Origin of the sequence: Bdellovibrio bacteriovorus HD100 (assembly GCF_000196175.1) — a bacterium.
Lineage (GTDB): Bacteria > Bdellovibrionota > Bdellovibrionia > Bdellovibrionales > Bdellovibrionaceae > Bdellovibrio > Bdellovibrio bacteriovorus.
On sequence record NC_005363.1, the window covers coordinates 1,319,663 to 1,335,165 of the forward strand.

Annotated in this window: 18 protein-coding genes and 1 riboswitch; of the genes, 12 read left to right on the top strand and 6 right to left on the bottom strand. The window is 51.3% G+C overall.

The features are described 5' to 3' along the window. Positions 1-39: 39 nt before the first annotated feature. A riboswitch (TPP riboswitch) is annotated at positions 40-136 on the bottom strand. Between the two features lie 114 nt (positions 137-250). Next, positions 251-1,351: a class I SAM-dependent methyltransferase gene (locus BD_RS06330; RefSeq protein ID WP_011163886.1), complete on the top strand. Its 1,101-nt coding sequence runs from the start codon at positions 251-253 to the stop codon at positions 1,349-1,351. Here the strand turns inward: BD_RS06330 and dbpA are convergent, their stop codons facing one another. Then, positions 1,352-2,740 (bottom strand): ATP-dependent RNA helicase DbpA, encoded by a 1,389-nt coding sequence (dbpA, locus tag BD_RS06335; protein ID WP_038451320.1) that lies wholly within the window; start codon positions 2,738-2,740, stop codon positions 1,352-1,354. 138 nt (positions 2,741-2,878) lie between these two features. On the opposite strand from dbpA, the gene BD_RS06340 reads away from it, so the two are divergent. From BD_RS06340 to BD_RS06355, 4 genes are all read left to right on the top strand, one after another. Beyond that, complete coding sequence (locus BD_RS06340) at positions 2,879-3,715, top strand: CvfB family protein (RefSeq protein WP_011163888.1); 837 nt, start codon at positions 2,879-2,881, stop codon at positions 3,713-3,715. Between the two features lie 324 nt (positions 3,716-4,039). Continuing rightward, complete coding sequence (locus BD_RS06345; RefSeq protein WP_011163890.1) at positions 4,040-4,390, top strand: RNA recognition motif domain-containing protein; 351 nt, start codon at positions 4,040-4,042, stop codon at positions 4,388-4,390. Positions 4,391-4,602: 212 nt separating this feature from the next. Then, positions 4,603-5,154, top strand: a complete 552-nt coding sequence (locus BD_RS06350; protein ID WP_011163891.1) for a CAP domain-containing protein — start codon at positions 4,603-4,605, stop codon at positions 5,152-5,154. A gap of 107 nt (positions 5,155-5,261) precedes the next feature. Beyond that, the gene (locus BD_RS06355; RefSeq protein WP_011163892.1) at positions 5,262-5,819 is read left to right on the top strand and encodes a hypothetical protein; all 558 of its coding nucleotides are present in this window, start codon (positions 5,262-5,264) and stop codon (positions 5,817-5,819) included. Here the strand turns inward: BD_RS06355 and BD_RS06360 are convergent. Beyond that, positions 5,816-6,355 carry a hypothetical protein gene (locus tag BD_RS06360; RefSeq protein ID WP_011163893.1) on the bottom strand — a complete coding sequence of 180 codons (540 nt, stop codon included), beginning with the start codon at positions 6,353-6,355 and terminating at the stop codon, positions 5,816-5,818. The two genes, BD_RS06355 and BD_RS06360, sit on opposite strands and share 4 nt — an antisense overlap. A gap of 125 nt (positions 6,356-6,480) precedes the next feature. On the opposite strand from BD_RS06360, the gene BD_RS06365 reads away from it, so the two are divergent. Next, positions 6,481-7,023, top strand: a complete 543-nt coding sequence (locus BD_RS06365) for a superoxide dismutase family protein (RefSeq protein ID WP_011163894.1) — start codon at positions 6,481-6,483, stop codon at positions 7,021-7,023. Here BD_RS06365 and BD_RS06370 read toward each other — a convergent pair whose 3' ends face one another. Next, positions 7,024-7,770, bottom strand: coding sequence for a murein L,D-transpeptidase catalytic domain family protein (locus tag BD_RS06370; protein ID WP_041583501.1), 747 nt, complete (start codon positions 7,768-7,770; stop codon positions 7,024-7,026). A gap of 538 nt (positions 7,771-8,308) precedes the next feature. On the opposite strand from BD_RS06370, the gene BD_RS06375 reads away from it, so the two are divergent. The 4 genes from BD_RS06375 to BD_RS06390 all read left to right on the top strand — a co-directional run bounded on the left by BD_RS06375 (position 8,309) and on the right by BD_RS06390 (position 9,979). After that, positions 8,309-8,674: a VOC family protein gene (locus BD_RS06375; RefSeq protein WP_011163896.1), complete on the top strand. Its 366-nt coding sequence runs from the start codon at positions 8,309-8,311 to the stop codon at positions 8,672-8,674. Between the two features lie 100 nt (positions 8,675-8,774). Continuing rightward, the gene (locus BD_RS06380; RefSeq protein WP_011163897.1) at positions 8,775-9,221 is read left to right on the top strand and encodes a hypothetical protein; all 447 of its coding nucleotides are present in this window, start codon (positions 8,775-8,777) and stop codon (positions 9,219-9,221) included. A gap of 86 nt (positions 9,222-9,307) precedes the next feature. Continuing rightward, the gene (locus BD_RS06385; RefSeq protein ID WP_011163898.1) at positions 9,308-9,613 is read left to right on the top strand and encodes a hypothetical protein; all 306 of its coding nucleotides are present in this window, start codon (positions 9,308-9,310) and stop codon (positions 9,611-9,613) included. Positions 9,614-9,697: 84 nt separating this feature from the next. Further along, on the top strand, positions 9,698-9,979 hold the full coding sequence (locus tag BD_RS06390) for a hypothetical protein (protein ID WP_011163899.1): 282 nt from the start codon (positions 9,698-9,700) through the stop codon (positions 9,977-9,979). Here BD_RS06390 and BD_RS06395 read toward each other — a convergent pair. Continuing rightward, entirely contained in the window at positions 9,976-11,325 is a 1,350-nt protein-coding gene (locus BD_RS06395; protein WP_050792903.1) for a TolC family protein, read from the bottom strand. The genes BD_RS06390 and BD_RS06395 overlap by 4 nt on opposite strands. 224 nt (positions 11,326-11,549) lie before the next feature. Here BD_RS06395 and BD_RS06400 point away from each other — a divergent pair, with 224 nt between their 5' ends. Beyond that, positions 11,550-11,954, top strand: coding sequence for an STAS domain-containing protein (locus tag BD_RS06400; RefSeq protein WP_011163901.1), 405 nt, complete (start codon positions 11,550-11,552; stop codon positions 11,952-11,954). A 17-nt stretch (positions 11,955-11,971) separates the two neighbouring features. Then, complete coding sequence (locus BD_RS06405) at positions 11,972-12,616, top strand: cytochrome b/b6 domain-containing protein (protein ID WP_011163902.1); 645 nt, start codon at positions 11,972-11,974, stop codon at positions 12,614-12,616. Between the two features lie 31 nt (positions 12,617-12,647). On the opposite strand, the gene BD_RS06410 is transcribed toward BD_RS06405, so the two are convergent. Together BD_RS06410 and BD_RS06415 are read right to left on the bottom strand one after the other, a co-directional pair. Further along, complete coding sequence (locus BD_RS06410; protein ID WP_226987969.1) at positions 12,648-13,409, bottom strand: hypothetical protein; 762 nt, start codon at positions 13,407-13,409, stop codon at positions 12,648-12,650. A gap of 138 nt (positions 13,410-13,547) precedes the next feature. Continuing rightward, positions 13,548-15,410: a DEAD/DEAH box helicase gene (locus tag BD_RS06415; RefSeq protein WP_231839300.1), complete on the bottom strand. Its 1,863-nt coding sequence runs from the start codon at positions 15,408-15,410 to the stop codon at positions 13,548-13,550. Positions 15,411-15,503 lie beyond the last annotated feature (93 nt).

The window sequence follows — 15,503 nt, forward strand, 5'->3', positions numbered from 1 at the left end:
AGGTCGGCAGGACAGAAAGGGGCCTTTGGGATGAGCCGGATCTTTCTATTCTTGCTTCCCTGCGCGAGCATTATCTCTATCAGGTTCAAAGGGTTATTCTCAGTCGGTGAATTCACCAACACCCCTAGCGTCAGGTCAGCGTTATGATTGAGGAGGCCGCCCAGGTCAAATTCTTTTTGGAAACAGCGGAGGTCGGGCGTTATTTTCATAAATTCCGCTTATTTCCACGAAGCCATGCTAAGCTTTATATATGAATATAAATCAAAGCCTGCTTTGCGAGTTCGTCATCAAGGGTTTGGTCTCTTATAAAAAAGAATTACGCGGGCCTTTCTTGCAGGATTTTCGGCAGCAGTTTGCCAGCCTGAGTCCAGAAGAAGTGGCAGAGGCCTTTATTGATGTCACCTTTCTGGGGTCGGCTCTGACCTTTCTGCAGGGGGAGCAGTGGAACCTGAAAAAGGATCCTGATACCAGCTCCGAAAATTATCTTCGTTTCACCGAACAGACCTTTGCCTCCAATCTTTTGTCTTTGAATTATCTGCAGGAAACCCTGCAAACCTTGAATGCAAAAGAACTGCGCCAGACGGCCGAGCTCTGTGAAGAGCTGGAGCGTCTGCTGTTGTCCCACGTTCAGTCAGCGAGTCAGGAACAGAAAAACCGCTTTGTGGCCAGAGCCCTGCAGTTGATGGAAAATGTCTTTGCTCATGAAAACACGCTGTCGTTGCAGGGAAACATCCAGGCTCGTTCCCTGGCGCTTTCTTTGTATCGCACTTTCGACGGTCTGGATCAGATCTTTGGTTTGAACTATGACGCCGACGTGGGAATGAAAACTGACGTGAACGGCACTGAAAGATTGTATGAAGGGGCGGGCCTTGGTGTGCAGTCTTCGTATTCAACGTTGCTGACGGCTTTGCGCGAAGTGCAGGCGTCACAAGGAACACGCTTCATTGATCTGGGTTCCGGTTATGGACGGGTGGGCCTGGTGGTGGGTGTGCTCAGGCCGGACATTGACTTTATCGGGTACGAGTACGTCAAACACCGCGTGGATATTTCCAACGAATCCACGGCCAAGTTCGGTTTGCAGGATCACGTGCATTTTTTCACGCAGGATCTTTCTGAAAAAGACTTCCGCATCCCCGATGCCGAGGTCTATTACATGTTTGATCCGTTCAGCAAAGACACCTATCAGCATGTCTTGAATCAATTGGTGGAAGTTTCGCGCCGTCAAAGAATTGTCGTGGTCACCAAGGGCAATGCACGATTGTGGCTGAAGGAAATCGCCGAACGCGAAGGTTGGTTGCCAGGTCAGGAGTTTGACGGCGGCAATCTGTCGCTGTTCCGTTCGCGCGAATAGTTACTTTACAAATTTGACCTGGAACTTTTGACCTTTGATGCGGCCGTCACGCAACTTTTGCATGGCGCCGTCCGCGACTTTCGCAGACACCGCCACAAAAGAGATCTTGTCCTGAATTTCAATTTTGCCCACATCTGCCGAAGTCAAACCACCCGCAGCGCCGGTCAAGGCCCCCAGAATATCGCCGGGACGAAGTTTATCCTTGCGGCCTCCCGAGATGGAGATGGTTTTCATCGGAGCTTCTTTCAGGGTTTTATTCAAACCATACTGATTTTTAAAGCCCAATGACGGACGGGCGAACTTGCCGCCAGTCAGCTCTTCGAACTGGCCCAGTTTCAGAGTGTCTTTAGGGTGCGCAATCGTGACCGCAACGCCGGTTTTGCCAGCTCGGCCGGTGCGACCGATGCGGTGAACATAGATTTCCGGGGAAAGTGGCAGATCAAAGTTAATAACCAGTTCCAGGTTGTCGATGTCCAGGCCCCGGGCCGCCACGTCGGTGGCCACCAGAATGCGGTGGGATCCGTTGCGGAACATCGCCATCACGCGATCACGTTCACGCTGTTCCATGTCTCCATGCAGGCAGCCGCTGGCGGCACCCAGGTCATTCAGGCGTTCTGCAATTTCCGCCACTGCATTTTTGGTGTTGCAGAAGATGATAGTGGAATCCGAAGGATGCTGCTGCAAAATACGCATCAGCACGTTGGTTTTGTCGTTGTCTTCGCTGTCATAAACAAGTTGTTCAATCAGGTTTTGCTCTTCATCCTCGATGATCACCTGCTGGGCATGGCGCTGGTATTTGCGGGAAAGATGTTCGATGGATTCCGGGAAAGTGGCGGAAAACAGAACTGTCTGGCGGGACCCTGGCAGATCACGCATCACAGTTTTGATTTCATCGGCAAAACCCATATCCAGCATTTTGTCGGCTTCATCGAGTACTACGGTTTTTACCGCAGAAAGATCAATGCGGTTACGGCCGACAAAGTCCGCCAGACGGCCTGGTGTGCCGACAACGATCTGCACTCCGTTTTCCAAAGCGTCAGCCTGTTCACGTCCGGATTGGCCTCCGGTCATGGCCAGAACTTTCAATCCTGGAAGGCGGCGCCCCAGTTTGCGGATCTCTGTGACCACCTGGCTTGCCAGCTCGCGGGTCGGGCACAGAATGAGGGCTTGCAACAGCGGCTGATCCAGATTGATTTTGTTCAGGATGGGCAAAGAAAAAGCGGCGGTCTTTCCACTGCCGGTTTTGGCCTGGCCGATGATGTCTTTTCCTGCCAGCAGCAGCGGGATGCTTTCCTGTTGGATGGGGGTCAGTGTCTCAAAGCCCAGCTCCTGAACCACAGTCAGAAGTTCCGGGGACAGGGGAAGAGTAGAAAATTCATTCTGGGACACGGGCACACCTCGGAAAAAATGGAAAACACTTAGGTAACAGGGGGGGCTTTTAAAGTCGAGCCCTGAATGAAAATACGAAAAAATGACCGATCCCAGATTTAGGTATCCCGACAGGCTCTTTTGTGGCATCAATTCGCCATGGTTCAAATCGGTCAGATCAATAAACTTAAAGTCGTCAAAACAATGGAATACGGAGTCTTTCTGGATGGCGGAAGTGACGGGGAAATCCTGTTGCCTGCGCGCTATCAGCCGGAAAAATGTGAAGTCGGTGACGAACTGGAAGTTTTTGTCTGCTTTGACTCTGAAGACCGTCTGGTGGCCATGACGGAAATGCCGTTTGCGATGGTGGGAACTTTCGGTTTGCTGAAAGTGAAATCCATTGAGCGTGTGGGGGCCTTCCTGGATTGGGGTTTGCCGAAGGATTTGTTCCTGCCATTCAGTGAACAAACCCGTGATTTGAAGATCGGTCAGAACGTGCTGGTGTATCTGTATCTGGATAACACGGATCGAATTTCATCTTCCATGCGTCTGGAGCGTTTCATCGACAAAGAATCCGGGAATTACGAAGCCGGGCAGAGTGTGGATCTGTTGATCGCAGCCAAAACCGATCTGGGATACAAGGCCATTATCAATGGGCGTCACTGGGGCATGCTGTATGCGAACGAAGTGTTTCAGCAGCTTGAGTACGGTCAGCGCCTGAAAGGTTTCATCAAGCAAGTTCGTGACGATGGGAAAATCGATTTGCGCCTGAACGAAGCCGGTCACAAAGCCACGGCTGACATCGGTGAGCGCATCATGGAGTTGTTGAAATCCAAAGGCGGCTTCCTGCCAATCACCGACAAAACAGATCCGGAAGCCATCTATGATCTGTTCGGAGTCAGCAAAAAGAAGTACAAAATGGCGCTGGGTGGGCTGTATAAAAAGCGCCTGATCACGGTCCATGACGACGGCATCCGCCTGGCAGTTGGCCGCTAAATGGCCGCCACGGGGCTTCCCAAGCCCCCCGATAGGTCTAGACGTCTTACATGGTGGGATTTTGCCCGCAAAACCCACTTTGGGCCTTTAAGTCTTTGATTTTACAATATTTTGTTTGTTTTTGCGCGCCGCCGCCCCAAGCCCGGGTGTTCGCAGCTTTCAGCGAAATAATGCTCATTTAGCCTATTCTCATTTTAATTGCTTCCCCTTTTCCGAGAAATTCGCTAGAAATTCTCTAGCAAGAATTTAGTCTCTGGAGAGTTTTCGGGCATAGGGCCCAAGACCTCTTAAGAGCTTCCCAAAAGCAAATCTTAGGAGGTTTATATGGGTAAAAAAATCTACGTTGGAAATCTTTCTTATTCTTTGGATGATCAGTCTTTGGCTGACACTTTCGCTGAATTCGGAAATGTTGAATCTGCACGCATCGTGATCGATCGTGAAACTGGTCGTTCTAAAGGTTTCGCTTTCGTTGAAATGTCTACTGACGACGAAGCAGCAACTGCAATCGCTAAATTGAACGGCGTTGAGTTGATGGGTCGCGCGATGAACGTATCTGAAGCTAAACCAATGGCTCCTCGTGAGAACCGTGGTGGCTTCGGTGGCGGTCGCGGCGGTGGCGGCGGCGGTAACCGTGGTGGCGGCTTCGGCGGCGGCAACCGTGGTGGTCGTTTCTAATTTAAGATTTTAATCTTAGTGAAAAGGGCGGAAAGAAATTTCCGCCCTTTTTTTATTTCTGAATTCTGTCTTTTCTGTCGACGCTTCAGTCAGCTTACACTTTCCCTGTAATTCACCAATTCCACATCCACGCTAAGTTCCCGATTTCAGTCACCTCAGCAGTTTTGATTTATTGGCTCTGTCCTTGCTTTAAAAACCTGCAGGAGGACGGCATGACCACACTGGGTATTCGTGTCTCATTTTTGTTCTTGTTTGCTTTGGCGCTGGCGGCCTGTGGGGGCGGCGGTGGTTCGGGCAGAGTATCGCCTGCCGGGGGTGATTCCAGCGACCAGGAATCCTCTGGAGAAAGCAATGGCTCCGAGTGTGGAACCATGGTGGACATGGCCTGCGAAGTCCTTGTGGCGGTCAACCAAGAGCGCACCAGTCGCGGGCTGAATGCGCAGACGGCCCTGCCAGCCTGTGTGGCCGAAGCCCAGGCCCATGCTGATGACATGGTGGCGCGAAATTTCTTCGCCCATGACAGTCCGACGGAAAGCACCTCGCAGCGTTTTGCACGGTTCGGTCTGTCGGGAAGTTATTGGGGGGAAAACATCGCCGCCGGGTATTCAACCGCCGCCCAAGTGATGGCGGGATGGATGAGTTCCACCGGGCATCGCAGTAACATCTTAAGTTCCAACTTTCGCACCATGGGTGTGGGGATCGCTGCCAATTCACAAGGCATGCTCCACTGGGTTCAATGTTTTTCGGGTAAGTCCGCGCTCTAAATCTGGAGCCAAAATTTCTGGCACTCTTCTTGAATTGATTCTCTCATGACTTCCGTTATGAAGTCCTCTGGTGGCAAACGGGCCCCAGTGATATTCCGGGGGGAATTATGATCACACACACTTTGTTGGCAGCTTCATTCACCTTTGTGTCTTTGGCCGCTTCGGCTGCGGCAGCGGGATTTGTCGAAACTGCGGGCAACGCCTGTGAATGGACTCCGGGTCGCTATGAACTCAGCGAAACTGAAGGCCGGGTGCGCATCCCCAATGGACTTTACGTAAAAAAAGAAGAAACCAGCAAGATCGCCCGTGGCAGTTGCACCTTTGCGTTGACTCTGAAGGCCCCGGCCGGGAAAAAGATTGTCGTGCGTGACAGTCAGCAGTTGATCAGTCTGCGTGCTTATCCCCAGCAAACCCGTGTGAAAGCGGAAGTCGAAATCTTCAAAGCCGGCAGTCAGGGCGCGAAACAGACCCTGGAAATCGTGGCGGCGGAAAAAGCGGAAAAAACAACCCAGTATGTGGGGCAGAAAGACGTCTTGCTTGAAACCGCCTGTGGCGGCTCTGATATCCTGCGCGGAAACTTGTCAGCGACTATCATTGGTGAAGGCAAGGGTCGTGCATTTGCTAAAAATGTGACCCTCGACATTCAGGAGGTGGATTGCAATTAAGGATTGCACCACGGGCGTGGTGTGATGATTTTTGTGATCTCGTTGGCTCGCATGTAAAGGAACTCCGGACCCACCGCCAGGCGGGCACGCTCGCGGCGCTGGGATCTTGGGGACACCGTGCGAATCTGTCCATAACCCAGACCATCGGTCGTGGTCGTTCCAGTCATACCTTTTAAACTCCATTTCACAGTCTTGCCAGCGATCGGTGTTACGTCCGATTCCGTCAGGATTGTCGAGATGGTGCCTTCAGAATCCCGGCACAGCAGACGAAAATGCAACACCACGAAGACTTCCTGGCGGCAGTTCTGCGAACGGGAATAGCCATAGCCGGCATCACAGGTGTTGAATGCTCGTTCTGTAAAGCCCAGCTCTTCCGGGGCACGATCCAGTCCCAAAAAAGTTTGCAAAGCGACGTAGTCGATTCGGGATGGCGTCGCAACGTCAGCTGACACGGACACCGGAGGCGGAGATTCTTTCTTTGGTGTGGTGGTGCATCCGGTAAGAGCAGCAACAAGAACTGCAAAAATCCATTTCATGAAAATCCCCTCGCGGTGGTGTATAACTAAGCCTAGGTTAAATCTGGTAAATTACAAGGTATTCTATTTTGGTGATTCCTCAAAACCGCCTTAACGTATTTTGATATTTTCGCGGGAGGAATTCTATGTACAAAGCCCTTAGTAAAGCTCTGGTGCTGACTCTTCTTGGTGCAAGCTCTGTATCTGCGCAGCAGGACCCTGTAGCCATTATCATTCGCAATGCCAAGGGTGAACAGGTGGGAAATGCGACGCTCACAGATGTGACCAACGGGATGCGTATTCAGATGGAACTGCAAAATCTTCCGCCGGGAGAAAAAGCCTTCCACATTCATGAAAAGGGGCTTTGTACGGCTCCTGATTTCAAGTCAGCCGGAGGCCACTTTAATCCGGACAAAAAGAAGCATGGCCACAAGGTCAAAGGCGGACCCCACGCAGGAGATTTCAGCAATATTGTCGTGAAAGAAGATGGGACGGCATCAGTGGATGTGGTTAATCCTATGTTGACCGTCCATGCGGGGAAAAATTCGGTGATCTCCAATGAGGGGACCTCGATTGTGATTCATGCCAAAGCGGATGATTATAAATCCCAGCCTGCAGGCGATGCCGGAGATCGGATCGCCTGTGGAGAAATTAAAACTCCGCCGGAGTCAAAGCCTGTGATCAAGTAATTACTTGGCAAAGGCGTAAATCAAACTTCCGCCCTTAAGCATGCCGATGACTTTGTCACGCAGGTGATTTGCCACTGCCGGGCAACCCCAGCTGCGCCCTTGAATGACACTGGATTCTTTTACATAGCTGGCTCCATGAATCACTACAGCGCGGGCACGGGCTTTGGAGTTTGTGCTGGAAAGACCATCCAGTTTCAAAGACAAACCGTGTTTTCCATAATAGGTCTCTGCTGCCAGATAGTAACCCAAGGAGCTGGCGTTGGAACCGGAGTTGTTGCTGAACTTTTCAGCGTAGCCGTCGTGGTTGGCATCAGAGCCTTTGCCGTGGGCTGTGTGAATCGCAGTCACTTCCCCAGTGGACATGTTGATGATAAAGAAGCGGGCCTGTGTGGAACGTTTGCCGAAATCGATCAAGGACATGTATTTTTTGTTCTTGATGCGAGACTGATTTTTGTCGAAGTAAAGAACGGCTTCTGCCAACGCTTTGGAGTTGATCATCCTTTTTGGATCCAGGTGATCATAGTTTTTCAGTACGGCGGCACTTTCCATCAGGGTGGTGGTGTCTTCCAAAGCGGCGGGTTCGGTTTCTTCGGCTGTGGTTTTGTCTGCGGTGTTCGTTTCAGGAATTGTCTGCTCCATCTCAGTGTCGTCCGGAAGGACTTCGGCGGAGCTGTAGTCTTGGCCTGCACAGGCGGTCATGGAAAGAAAAGCGGCCAATACCAGGGATTTTTTAGAGATAAGATTCATCGATCCTCCGTGAAAGATGCTGTGTGTTCTTCGACAGATGCTAGCTGACACGAGGTGTTCGTCGGAAAAATTGTTACTGCGACATAATTTTTAGGACCTTGTGCGTGGGGGAATCTGCAATGGATTCGGTTTTTTCAATTCCTTTGTTCAGTGAACAAACCAAAGTAAGATTGAAAAGTCCTGCTGGGGCTTAAGATGCAGTAAGGGAGCGGGTTTGCGGTTTTCATCTGCTGCTGAAAGAGTAGTATAGGGGTATGAACTCTGGATGAATGAAAGTTAGAAATAACTGAAACATCAAAGAGTCCAAAGAGGACCGTGAACGGGTCAACTGGTTTGATCCCTCACCAAAAGGAGCTTGAACAATATAGTTGTTTCTTAGATGAAAAAAATAGAGTGTGCTTTTGAGTGACTCTGATTCTATTCAAACAAGAACAATTTGTTTTTCTCCAGATCCTCTGTGCCCATGTGTTTTACACGTGGGCATTATTTTTTTAAGAGCCTGCCTTTACAATGGACTTCATCACACAAAGGAGTCCTTATGCATATCTGCGGTTGGTTTGAAATTCCCGTTAAAGACATGGGCCGTGCCATGAAGTTCTATGAACAGTCCTTTGATGTCTCTTTCACTTTAAGCGAGATGGGGCCGGTAAAAATGGCCATGTTTCCCATGAAGGAAAAGGAGCCGGGCGCCACGGGGGCGCTGGTGCAGGGGGCTGAATACAAGCCGTCGCATGATGGCTGTCTTTTGTATTTCACTGTGAACAGCATTGAAGACAGCTTGAAAAAAATAAAAGACAAAGGCGGCAAAACCCTGAGCGAAAAGAAAAGCATCGGACAATACGGCTTTATCGCAACCTTCGAAGACAGCGAAGGCAACAAAGTGGCTTTACACGCCAAACACTGATTGGTGGCGTCGCACGCCAAATTCCACCTTATTGAAAGCCAAGTAAGACTGACGACGGTGACACTTGCAAATCATGAGGGGCTTCAGGTAGAAGTCCTTCATGAAAAAACTGATGATTTCTGCCTTTGTCCTTTTCTTGTCCCTGAATGCAGGGGCTTCTGTTTCCAAGCTTGTCTGTGTGCCAGGGTATGAGCCGATGCGTGCTGATGCTGTGATTGAAATTGTCTTCAATCGCACGATCGATCCTCTTAAGCCTGTGATTGGCAGTTACAACCTTGGTGCGGTTTTAAAACTTCATGATAAAATCACAGGGCAGACTTACACGCGTTCTGATGTTGTGTTTGTTCCAGCGACTTCCATGGATGACGTGAATCTGCGCGGGGGCGCGGCGGGCATGGTGCACATCCGGGTCAGCCCGGTGATGAAGAACGGTGCATTCATGGGCCGTTATACCGGAGACCTTTTCGTAAACGATCTGGATTCCCGGAACTACTACAATCTGACCGGCTCGGTACAAGAGCCGGGAATTGTTTGCGAAACCCGCTAAAAGCTTTTTAGGCAGTCTTGTTCCGGGACTGTTCCATTCTGCCTCCATAGTCCTTTTCTATTCTTGAAGAGGACGAGGAGGTCCTTATGATTCAAACTCTTAAAAAACAAATGATGGCGACTCTGATTCTTGCGGGGCTGACAACGGCTCATACAAGCTTTGCTCAGGAAAAATCCCATGAAGCTTTGCGGGAGGCATTCCGTGCCTGTCACGATGAACTTGGTATTGAACAGCCAGAGCCTGGCCAAAGACCGCAGGCCCCCGATGAAGAAACCCGAAAAAAAATTGATACCTGTCTGAAAGAAAAGGGCTTTGAAGTCTCTAAGTTCGGGCGTGGTGGCGGGCCTGGCAAAGGTCGACCTGAGCGTTCCTCGGACGGCGGTGTGCAATAGTCAGATTGAGATCGGAAGGGACTCTTGGATTTTGGTGGACTACACTGAATTTCAAGAGTCCAGAGGAACTTTTTAGGAGGGCTTGTGAAAACACTGGATAGATGCTCACTGCGCGTGGGCCAGGAATTAGTGATCAGGGAATCAGAGCGCGGAGATGATCTGCATCGCGGGGATCGTTTGCGGGTTGTCGGATTTCAGATGCTTTCAGAGACCGTCAGTCAGAACTTCCGGATTGGAAGTTCCTTTTACTGGGAGGGGGAGGCCGTTTTTACACGCCTGTATGTGGCGGAACTTAACGGCGGCATGTATCTGGTGTGGCCGGAGGAAACCACCAACGGCCACTTTGATGTCCAATATCTGCGTTAGTTGCCGCAGACTTCATCCAGGGTGACCTGGTATTTTTCCGGATTGAAGACGCGACCCAGTTTGCCTTTAATACCGCCAGAACCGCGTCGCTCGATTTCACAGTCTTCCACTTTCGCGAACTGTTCTGAAATCATGATGCGGTGAAGGCTGATACGCAAAGTATTCAGAGCTGTTTGCGCCTTGATTTTGTTCGTCACGGAATTTGTCAGGCCATTGGAAGCCTCAAGCACATGCAACAGGTCCGTCATGCCCAGCTTATAGCGCAGAACTTCAGCATCATAGACTTTGACAAGATTCGCGTGGGCCAGGGCTGCGGCGTTGTACTGCTTTTGAGCTTCCATCAATGAACCCAGGGTCACTTCAATCAGGTTGGCCTGTTCAAATTGCAGCTCTTTTTTGCGCAACTTCAGCTGTTCGATGTTCAGGTTGCTGATCTTCAAGTTAGGGAAATAAGCAAACCCAAAGTTCACGGAACCGGAGTGTTCAAGACTTCCCATTGCGCCGTTCATGCGGGATGCGCCCAATGAATGTCCGCCCAGGAAGCTGAAGGCCTTGCTCCATTTGTTGTACTGAGCCGAAGTGATCATGGCAGCCATTTGACGGCTTTCCGGGGACTTTTCGTGGACCTGGGTCAGCAGGGACTGCGGGGACCAGTTTTCAACCGGCGAAACCGCGACCGCAGCGTCCTCGAAAACAATTTCAGTTGTCAGGGGCAATCCCAGCAATTCGCGGATCGCAGCTTTTTCCTGAAGAACCAGTTCGTCAACCTGGGACAGCTGAACCAAGGCCATCTGGGTCTGAGCCTGGGCTTGCAGGTATTCTTCTTCACGGATCATACCCAGCTGAGCCGGCAGGCGCAGTTGTTCTTCGATGGCTTTCAGATTTTCGTACTGCAGACTCAAGATGCCGCGCAGTTCGATATCCCCCAGAATCGTCATGTAGATGGAGTAAGCGGAGGAATAGCCGTTCAGTTGAGCGATATAGTGGGACATGCCCTGCGCTTTAAGCAGGTAGGTGTTTTCTTTCAGGTCCATCCAATTGGAAGGCATCAGGAAAGGCAGCAGGAAAGAAACGGAATTCAAAGCGAAAGAAGGACCACTGGAAATGGCGCCGCCCAGATTCACGGAAGGCAGCAGGTTTCCACGCGCCACATTGACGCGTTCTTTGGCCTGGTGAACGTTGTTCAGGGAAATCGCGATTCCAACGTTGCGGTCCAGGAACAGGCGGCGAAGAGTGTCGGGATTGATTTTAACGGTGGCATTGTTTTGAGCCGTGGTTTTTGGCGCGGCAAAGGCGGCTGATGACGTGACAAGAGCGGCCAGCAGAAGAGCAGCAAATACTTTCATGAATCCCTCCGAAATAAACCCTGAAAGATGTATTGCCACCCCGTTTCCTTGTCAAACGGAGTGTTATTCGGACTCCAAAATAGGGGGGCTCAGGCGCTTTCCAGGGCCTTTTGCCACGCTGCCCCTCGGGGAAAAGTCGTGAGCGTCCCAAAGCAACCCAAGGGCTTGAATCAAGTTGATATGGATATCTGGGAAAACTTTAATGCTGCAGTGCTTGTGGTACCATGGAAAAAATAAAGAAGCCGATTTCTAGGAGTAGTACGTTGGAAGATCAGAAGTCGTTTCAGTATAGTTTTAACCAGAAAAATAAAATGCTGGTGGTGAGTTTCTCTGGTGAGATCAACACGCCTGTGTTGCCGGCCCTGGAGGCCTGCCGTCAGGAACTGCTGGCCAAGCGCGAGGTCAGCTGTGTGGTCCTGTATTTTCAGGATGTTGAGACCATCAGTGCGGATGCAATTCCGTGGCTTGCGCAGGTGCAAAGAGAAATTCGTCTGAAGCCTGCAGAAATCCGCCTTTGTTCTTTGCGCGAAAACCTGCGAGAGCGTCTGGTGCGTATGGGTGTCATCCGGGGGTTGGAGGTTGCTGATGATCTGAAGTCAGCACTTTTGTCCTTCAGTCGCGCCAGCTGACGTGCTAGTGTGGGCGCATGAACAACTACAGCTTTAAAAAATATCAGCCATTAAGTCTGCGTCTTTGGCACTGGTTCAATGCTTTGGTGATCCTGGGATTGCTGGGAACGGCATTCCTGCGAAAAACTTTTTTAAGCTGGCGCACCAATGCCGCCCTGATTGAAAGCAAAATGCTCGAGGCTGGAACCTCCATCACGCCTGAGCTGGCCAAAGACATCGCCGTCGGAATTCGCACGCCGATGTGGGACTGGCACTATGTGCTGGGTTTCACTCTGGGGGGGCTGTTGATTGTGCGGCTGTTGGTCGGCATTTTTGCCGTAAAGAAATGCCCGGCCGCCCATGCCGCGCAAAGTGCTTGGAACCTTAGTAAGGTTCCGGCCGGTCAGAAAACTCACGCTCTACATTATACCTTGGTCAAAACGGGTTATGCGCTGTTTTATCTGGTCACTGTGTTCATGGTGGTTTCGGGTCTTGTCATGTATTTCAAAAATGATCTGGGACTTGCAAAAGAAACCATTGAGCCGGTTAAAGAAATTCACGAACTGATGATGTGGTTCTTTGTGGCTTTTGTATCCGGGCATATTCTTGGGGTGGTCATTGCTGAGAATCGCCAGGACAAGGGGCTTGTGTCTGATATGATTCACGGTGGAACCAAAGATTGATTTTTGGTTCCCCGGCTTTCCGCGCCTGATCTTACTTGCAGACTGACAGGCCACTGACGATTTTTTTGGTCCATTTGAATTTCTGCTTGCGCCCCTGAGGGCGCAGAACTTCCCAGTGGGAAGACCGACTGAACAATTCACCTTTGCCGGCAAACTGCATATCCAGCAGATGCAAACCGCATTTCAACGAGCTTTCCGGTTTCTCGCCATCGCCGTTTTTACAGCCGATCTCGGGCCCGTGCCCATGGCGGTGGTCGCTTTCGTAAGAGCCTTCCTTGCCGCGATGAAGCTGCAACAGGCCTACGGCGGTGCCGTTGGGACCTCGGGCCGTATGTGGACCCGCGCCGCAGGTGCTTTCTCCCAGGGCCATGACATTCATGATGGCGACAAAGACCACTTTCTTTTCTTCGGGGCCCAGTTGCGGGAATGCCGGGCAAAGACTGACCAGATCCGGGGTCCCGTCAAATAAGTTCGGATATTCGCGTTCGTTGAGGATGTTCATCACATGACGACCCAACGGACCATAGCCGGAATCTGTTGCAAAGTTGCTGCAGACTTCGGCGACCTTGCGGTCCTTCTGTTTGTTGTAATTGTATCGATAGATGTCTTTATAAGACTGGTCTCCGCCCACCGTGGTGCGCAGGGCGCGGATTTGATCCACGGAGCGGTCTCCGCGATCCTCACACCCCAGGCAGACGCCGCGAACGCCGTCAGAGCGCAAAGTCTTGCGTGTCTCTGCAATGGCCGGCAGTCCCAGCGCAAATATGATTAGTGCCGTTAAGAATTGTCTCATAATGTCTCCGCAACATTGCAAAGCAAGCATGATGCCGGAGTCTTAAAACGAAAAGAGCAGACTCTAAGAGTCTGCTCTTGATCAGAAATATCACACCGTCGTGACAAAACTGCGCTGTCTCAGATTGAGACAGGAATATTACTGCTCGCGGAACTGGCGCTTCGGACCACGGAAGCGTTTGATGCCCGGGTGGTCACCACGACGCTCTGGACGGTCGGTCTCTGCGCGCTGAGGGCGCTCAGAGCGCTCGCTGCGCTCCGCGCGGGCCGGACGGTCGCTGCTGGCGGAAGCGCGGTAAGAACGTTCGGAACGCTCGGCACGTTCAGCACGTTCGCTGCGCTCAGGACGCTCGGCTCTTTCAGGGCGCTCAGTTCTTTCTGGGCGGTCACGGAAAGCCGGTCTTTCGGTTCTTTCTGCGCGCTGTTCGCCACCGCTGAATTCAGCACGGGCGCCTTCAGAGCGGAAGCCACGGGCAGGGGCGCTGGCGCCACGGCCACCACCGAATGGACGGCGGGCACGGTAATCATCACGGTCATCGCGACGGTCGTTGCCACGGCCACCACGGGTGAAGCGGTTGTCGTTTGGATCGCGTGGCAGAAGCTCACGCGGAACACGGTCACCCATGTAGTCAAGCATCAGATCTTTCTTCACGAACACGTTCGGGAAGTAAGCGGCGATAAAGCGCGCCAGCAGTTCTTCTTTGGAAAGTTCTTTGAAGTTGATGTCTTCAGCCTGGATCAGATCCTGAATCAGGTCGGAAGCCAGCTGCAGTTGAACTGCTTCTGGATCCATGGAAGTGACTTTGTCCATTACGTCTTTGATTTTCAGGCCAGCCACTTCGTCAGCAGAAGGGATCACACCTTTGGTCAAAACAGCTTTCGTGTTTTGCATCACACGGCGAAGAAGAGTCAGTTGCTCCGGGTTCACCAGAGTGATCGCAGTCCCTTTTTGACCATTACGGCCGGTACGACCGATACGGTGAACATAGGACTCAGAGTCCCAAGGCAATGAGTGATTCACAACGTGGGTCAGGTCTTTGATATCCAGACCACGGGCCGCAACGTCTGTTGCCACGATCACCTTTACCTGACGCTGTTTGAATTTCTTCAAAGTCGCTTCACGTTCCTGCTGGGATTTGTCGCCGTGCAGGGAATCTGCCGGGAATCCACGTTGAGTCAGAACGTCCGCAAGTTCTGCCACTTCCATTTTCGTCTGGCAGAAGATGATGCCATAGAATTCCGGAAGAGTTTGCAGCAGGCGGCCGATCACTTCAGTTTTATAGGAATTTTTAACTGTGTAGTAAACCTGCTCGATAGTGTCAGCAGTGCCGCCCACTTTGTTCACAGAGACAGTTTCAGGATTTTCAAGATAAGTGGAAGTCAAACGACGAACTTCAGAAGACATGGTTGCAGAGAACAACCAAGTACGGCAAGCCGCACGAACAGAGTCGGAATCATCCGGCTGAGTCGCGGAAAGGATTGTTTCCAGAGCTTCTTTGAAGCCCATGGAAAGCATTTCGTCCGCTTCATCCAGAACCACAGTTTTCACGCTCTGAAGTTTGATCATTTTCTGTTCAAGGAAGTCCACCAGACGGCCCGGAGTCGCCACGACGATGTGAGCGCCACGTTTGATGCCGTCGATCTGGGTGCGGTAAGAAGCGCCACCGTAGATTGTTACTACGCGAACGCCTTTTTTCTTACCCAGCAAAGTCAGCTGTTCTGCCACTTGCAGAGCCAGCTCACGTGTCGGGCTCAAAACAAGAGCTTGAGTGTCTTTCACAGTGCTGTCGATGTTTTCAATCAGCGGGATACCGAAGGCCGCGGTTTTACCGGTGCCTGTGGATGCCAGACCGATAAAGTCATTGGCACCGGCCAGCAGAATCGGCAAAGCCTGACGCTGGATGGGGGTTGGAGTGGTGAAACCCATGTCTGCCATCGCAGCCATCACGGGTGCACTCAGTCCAAAGCTTTCAAAATTATCTACGGTTGTCAGTGGAGTCATTAGAGACCTTTCAGGTATTGGAAGTGGTCTCAAATAAAAAACACCATATGTGCATTGATACCGCACTGCTTGCGGCAGATCCAAGCCCACTTC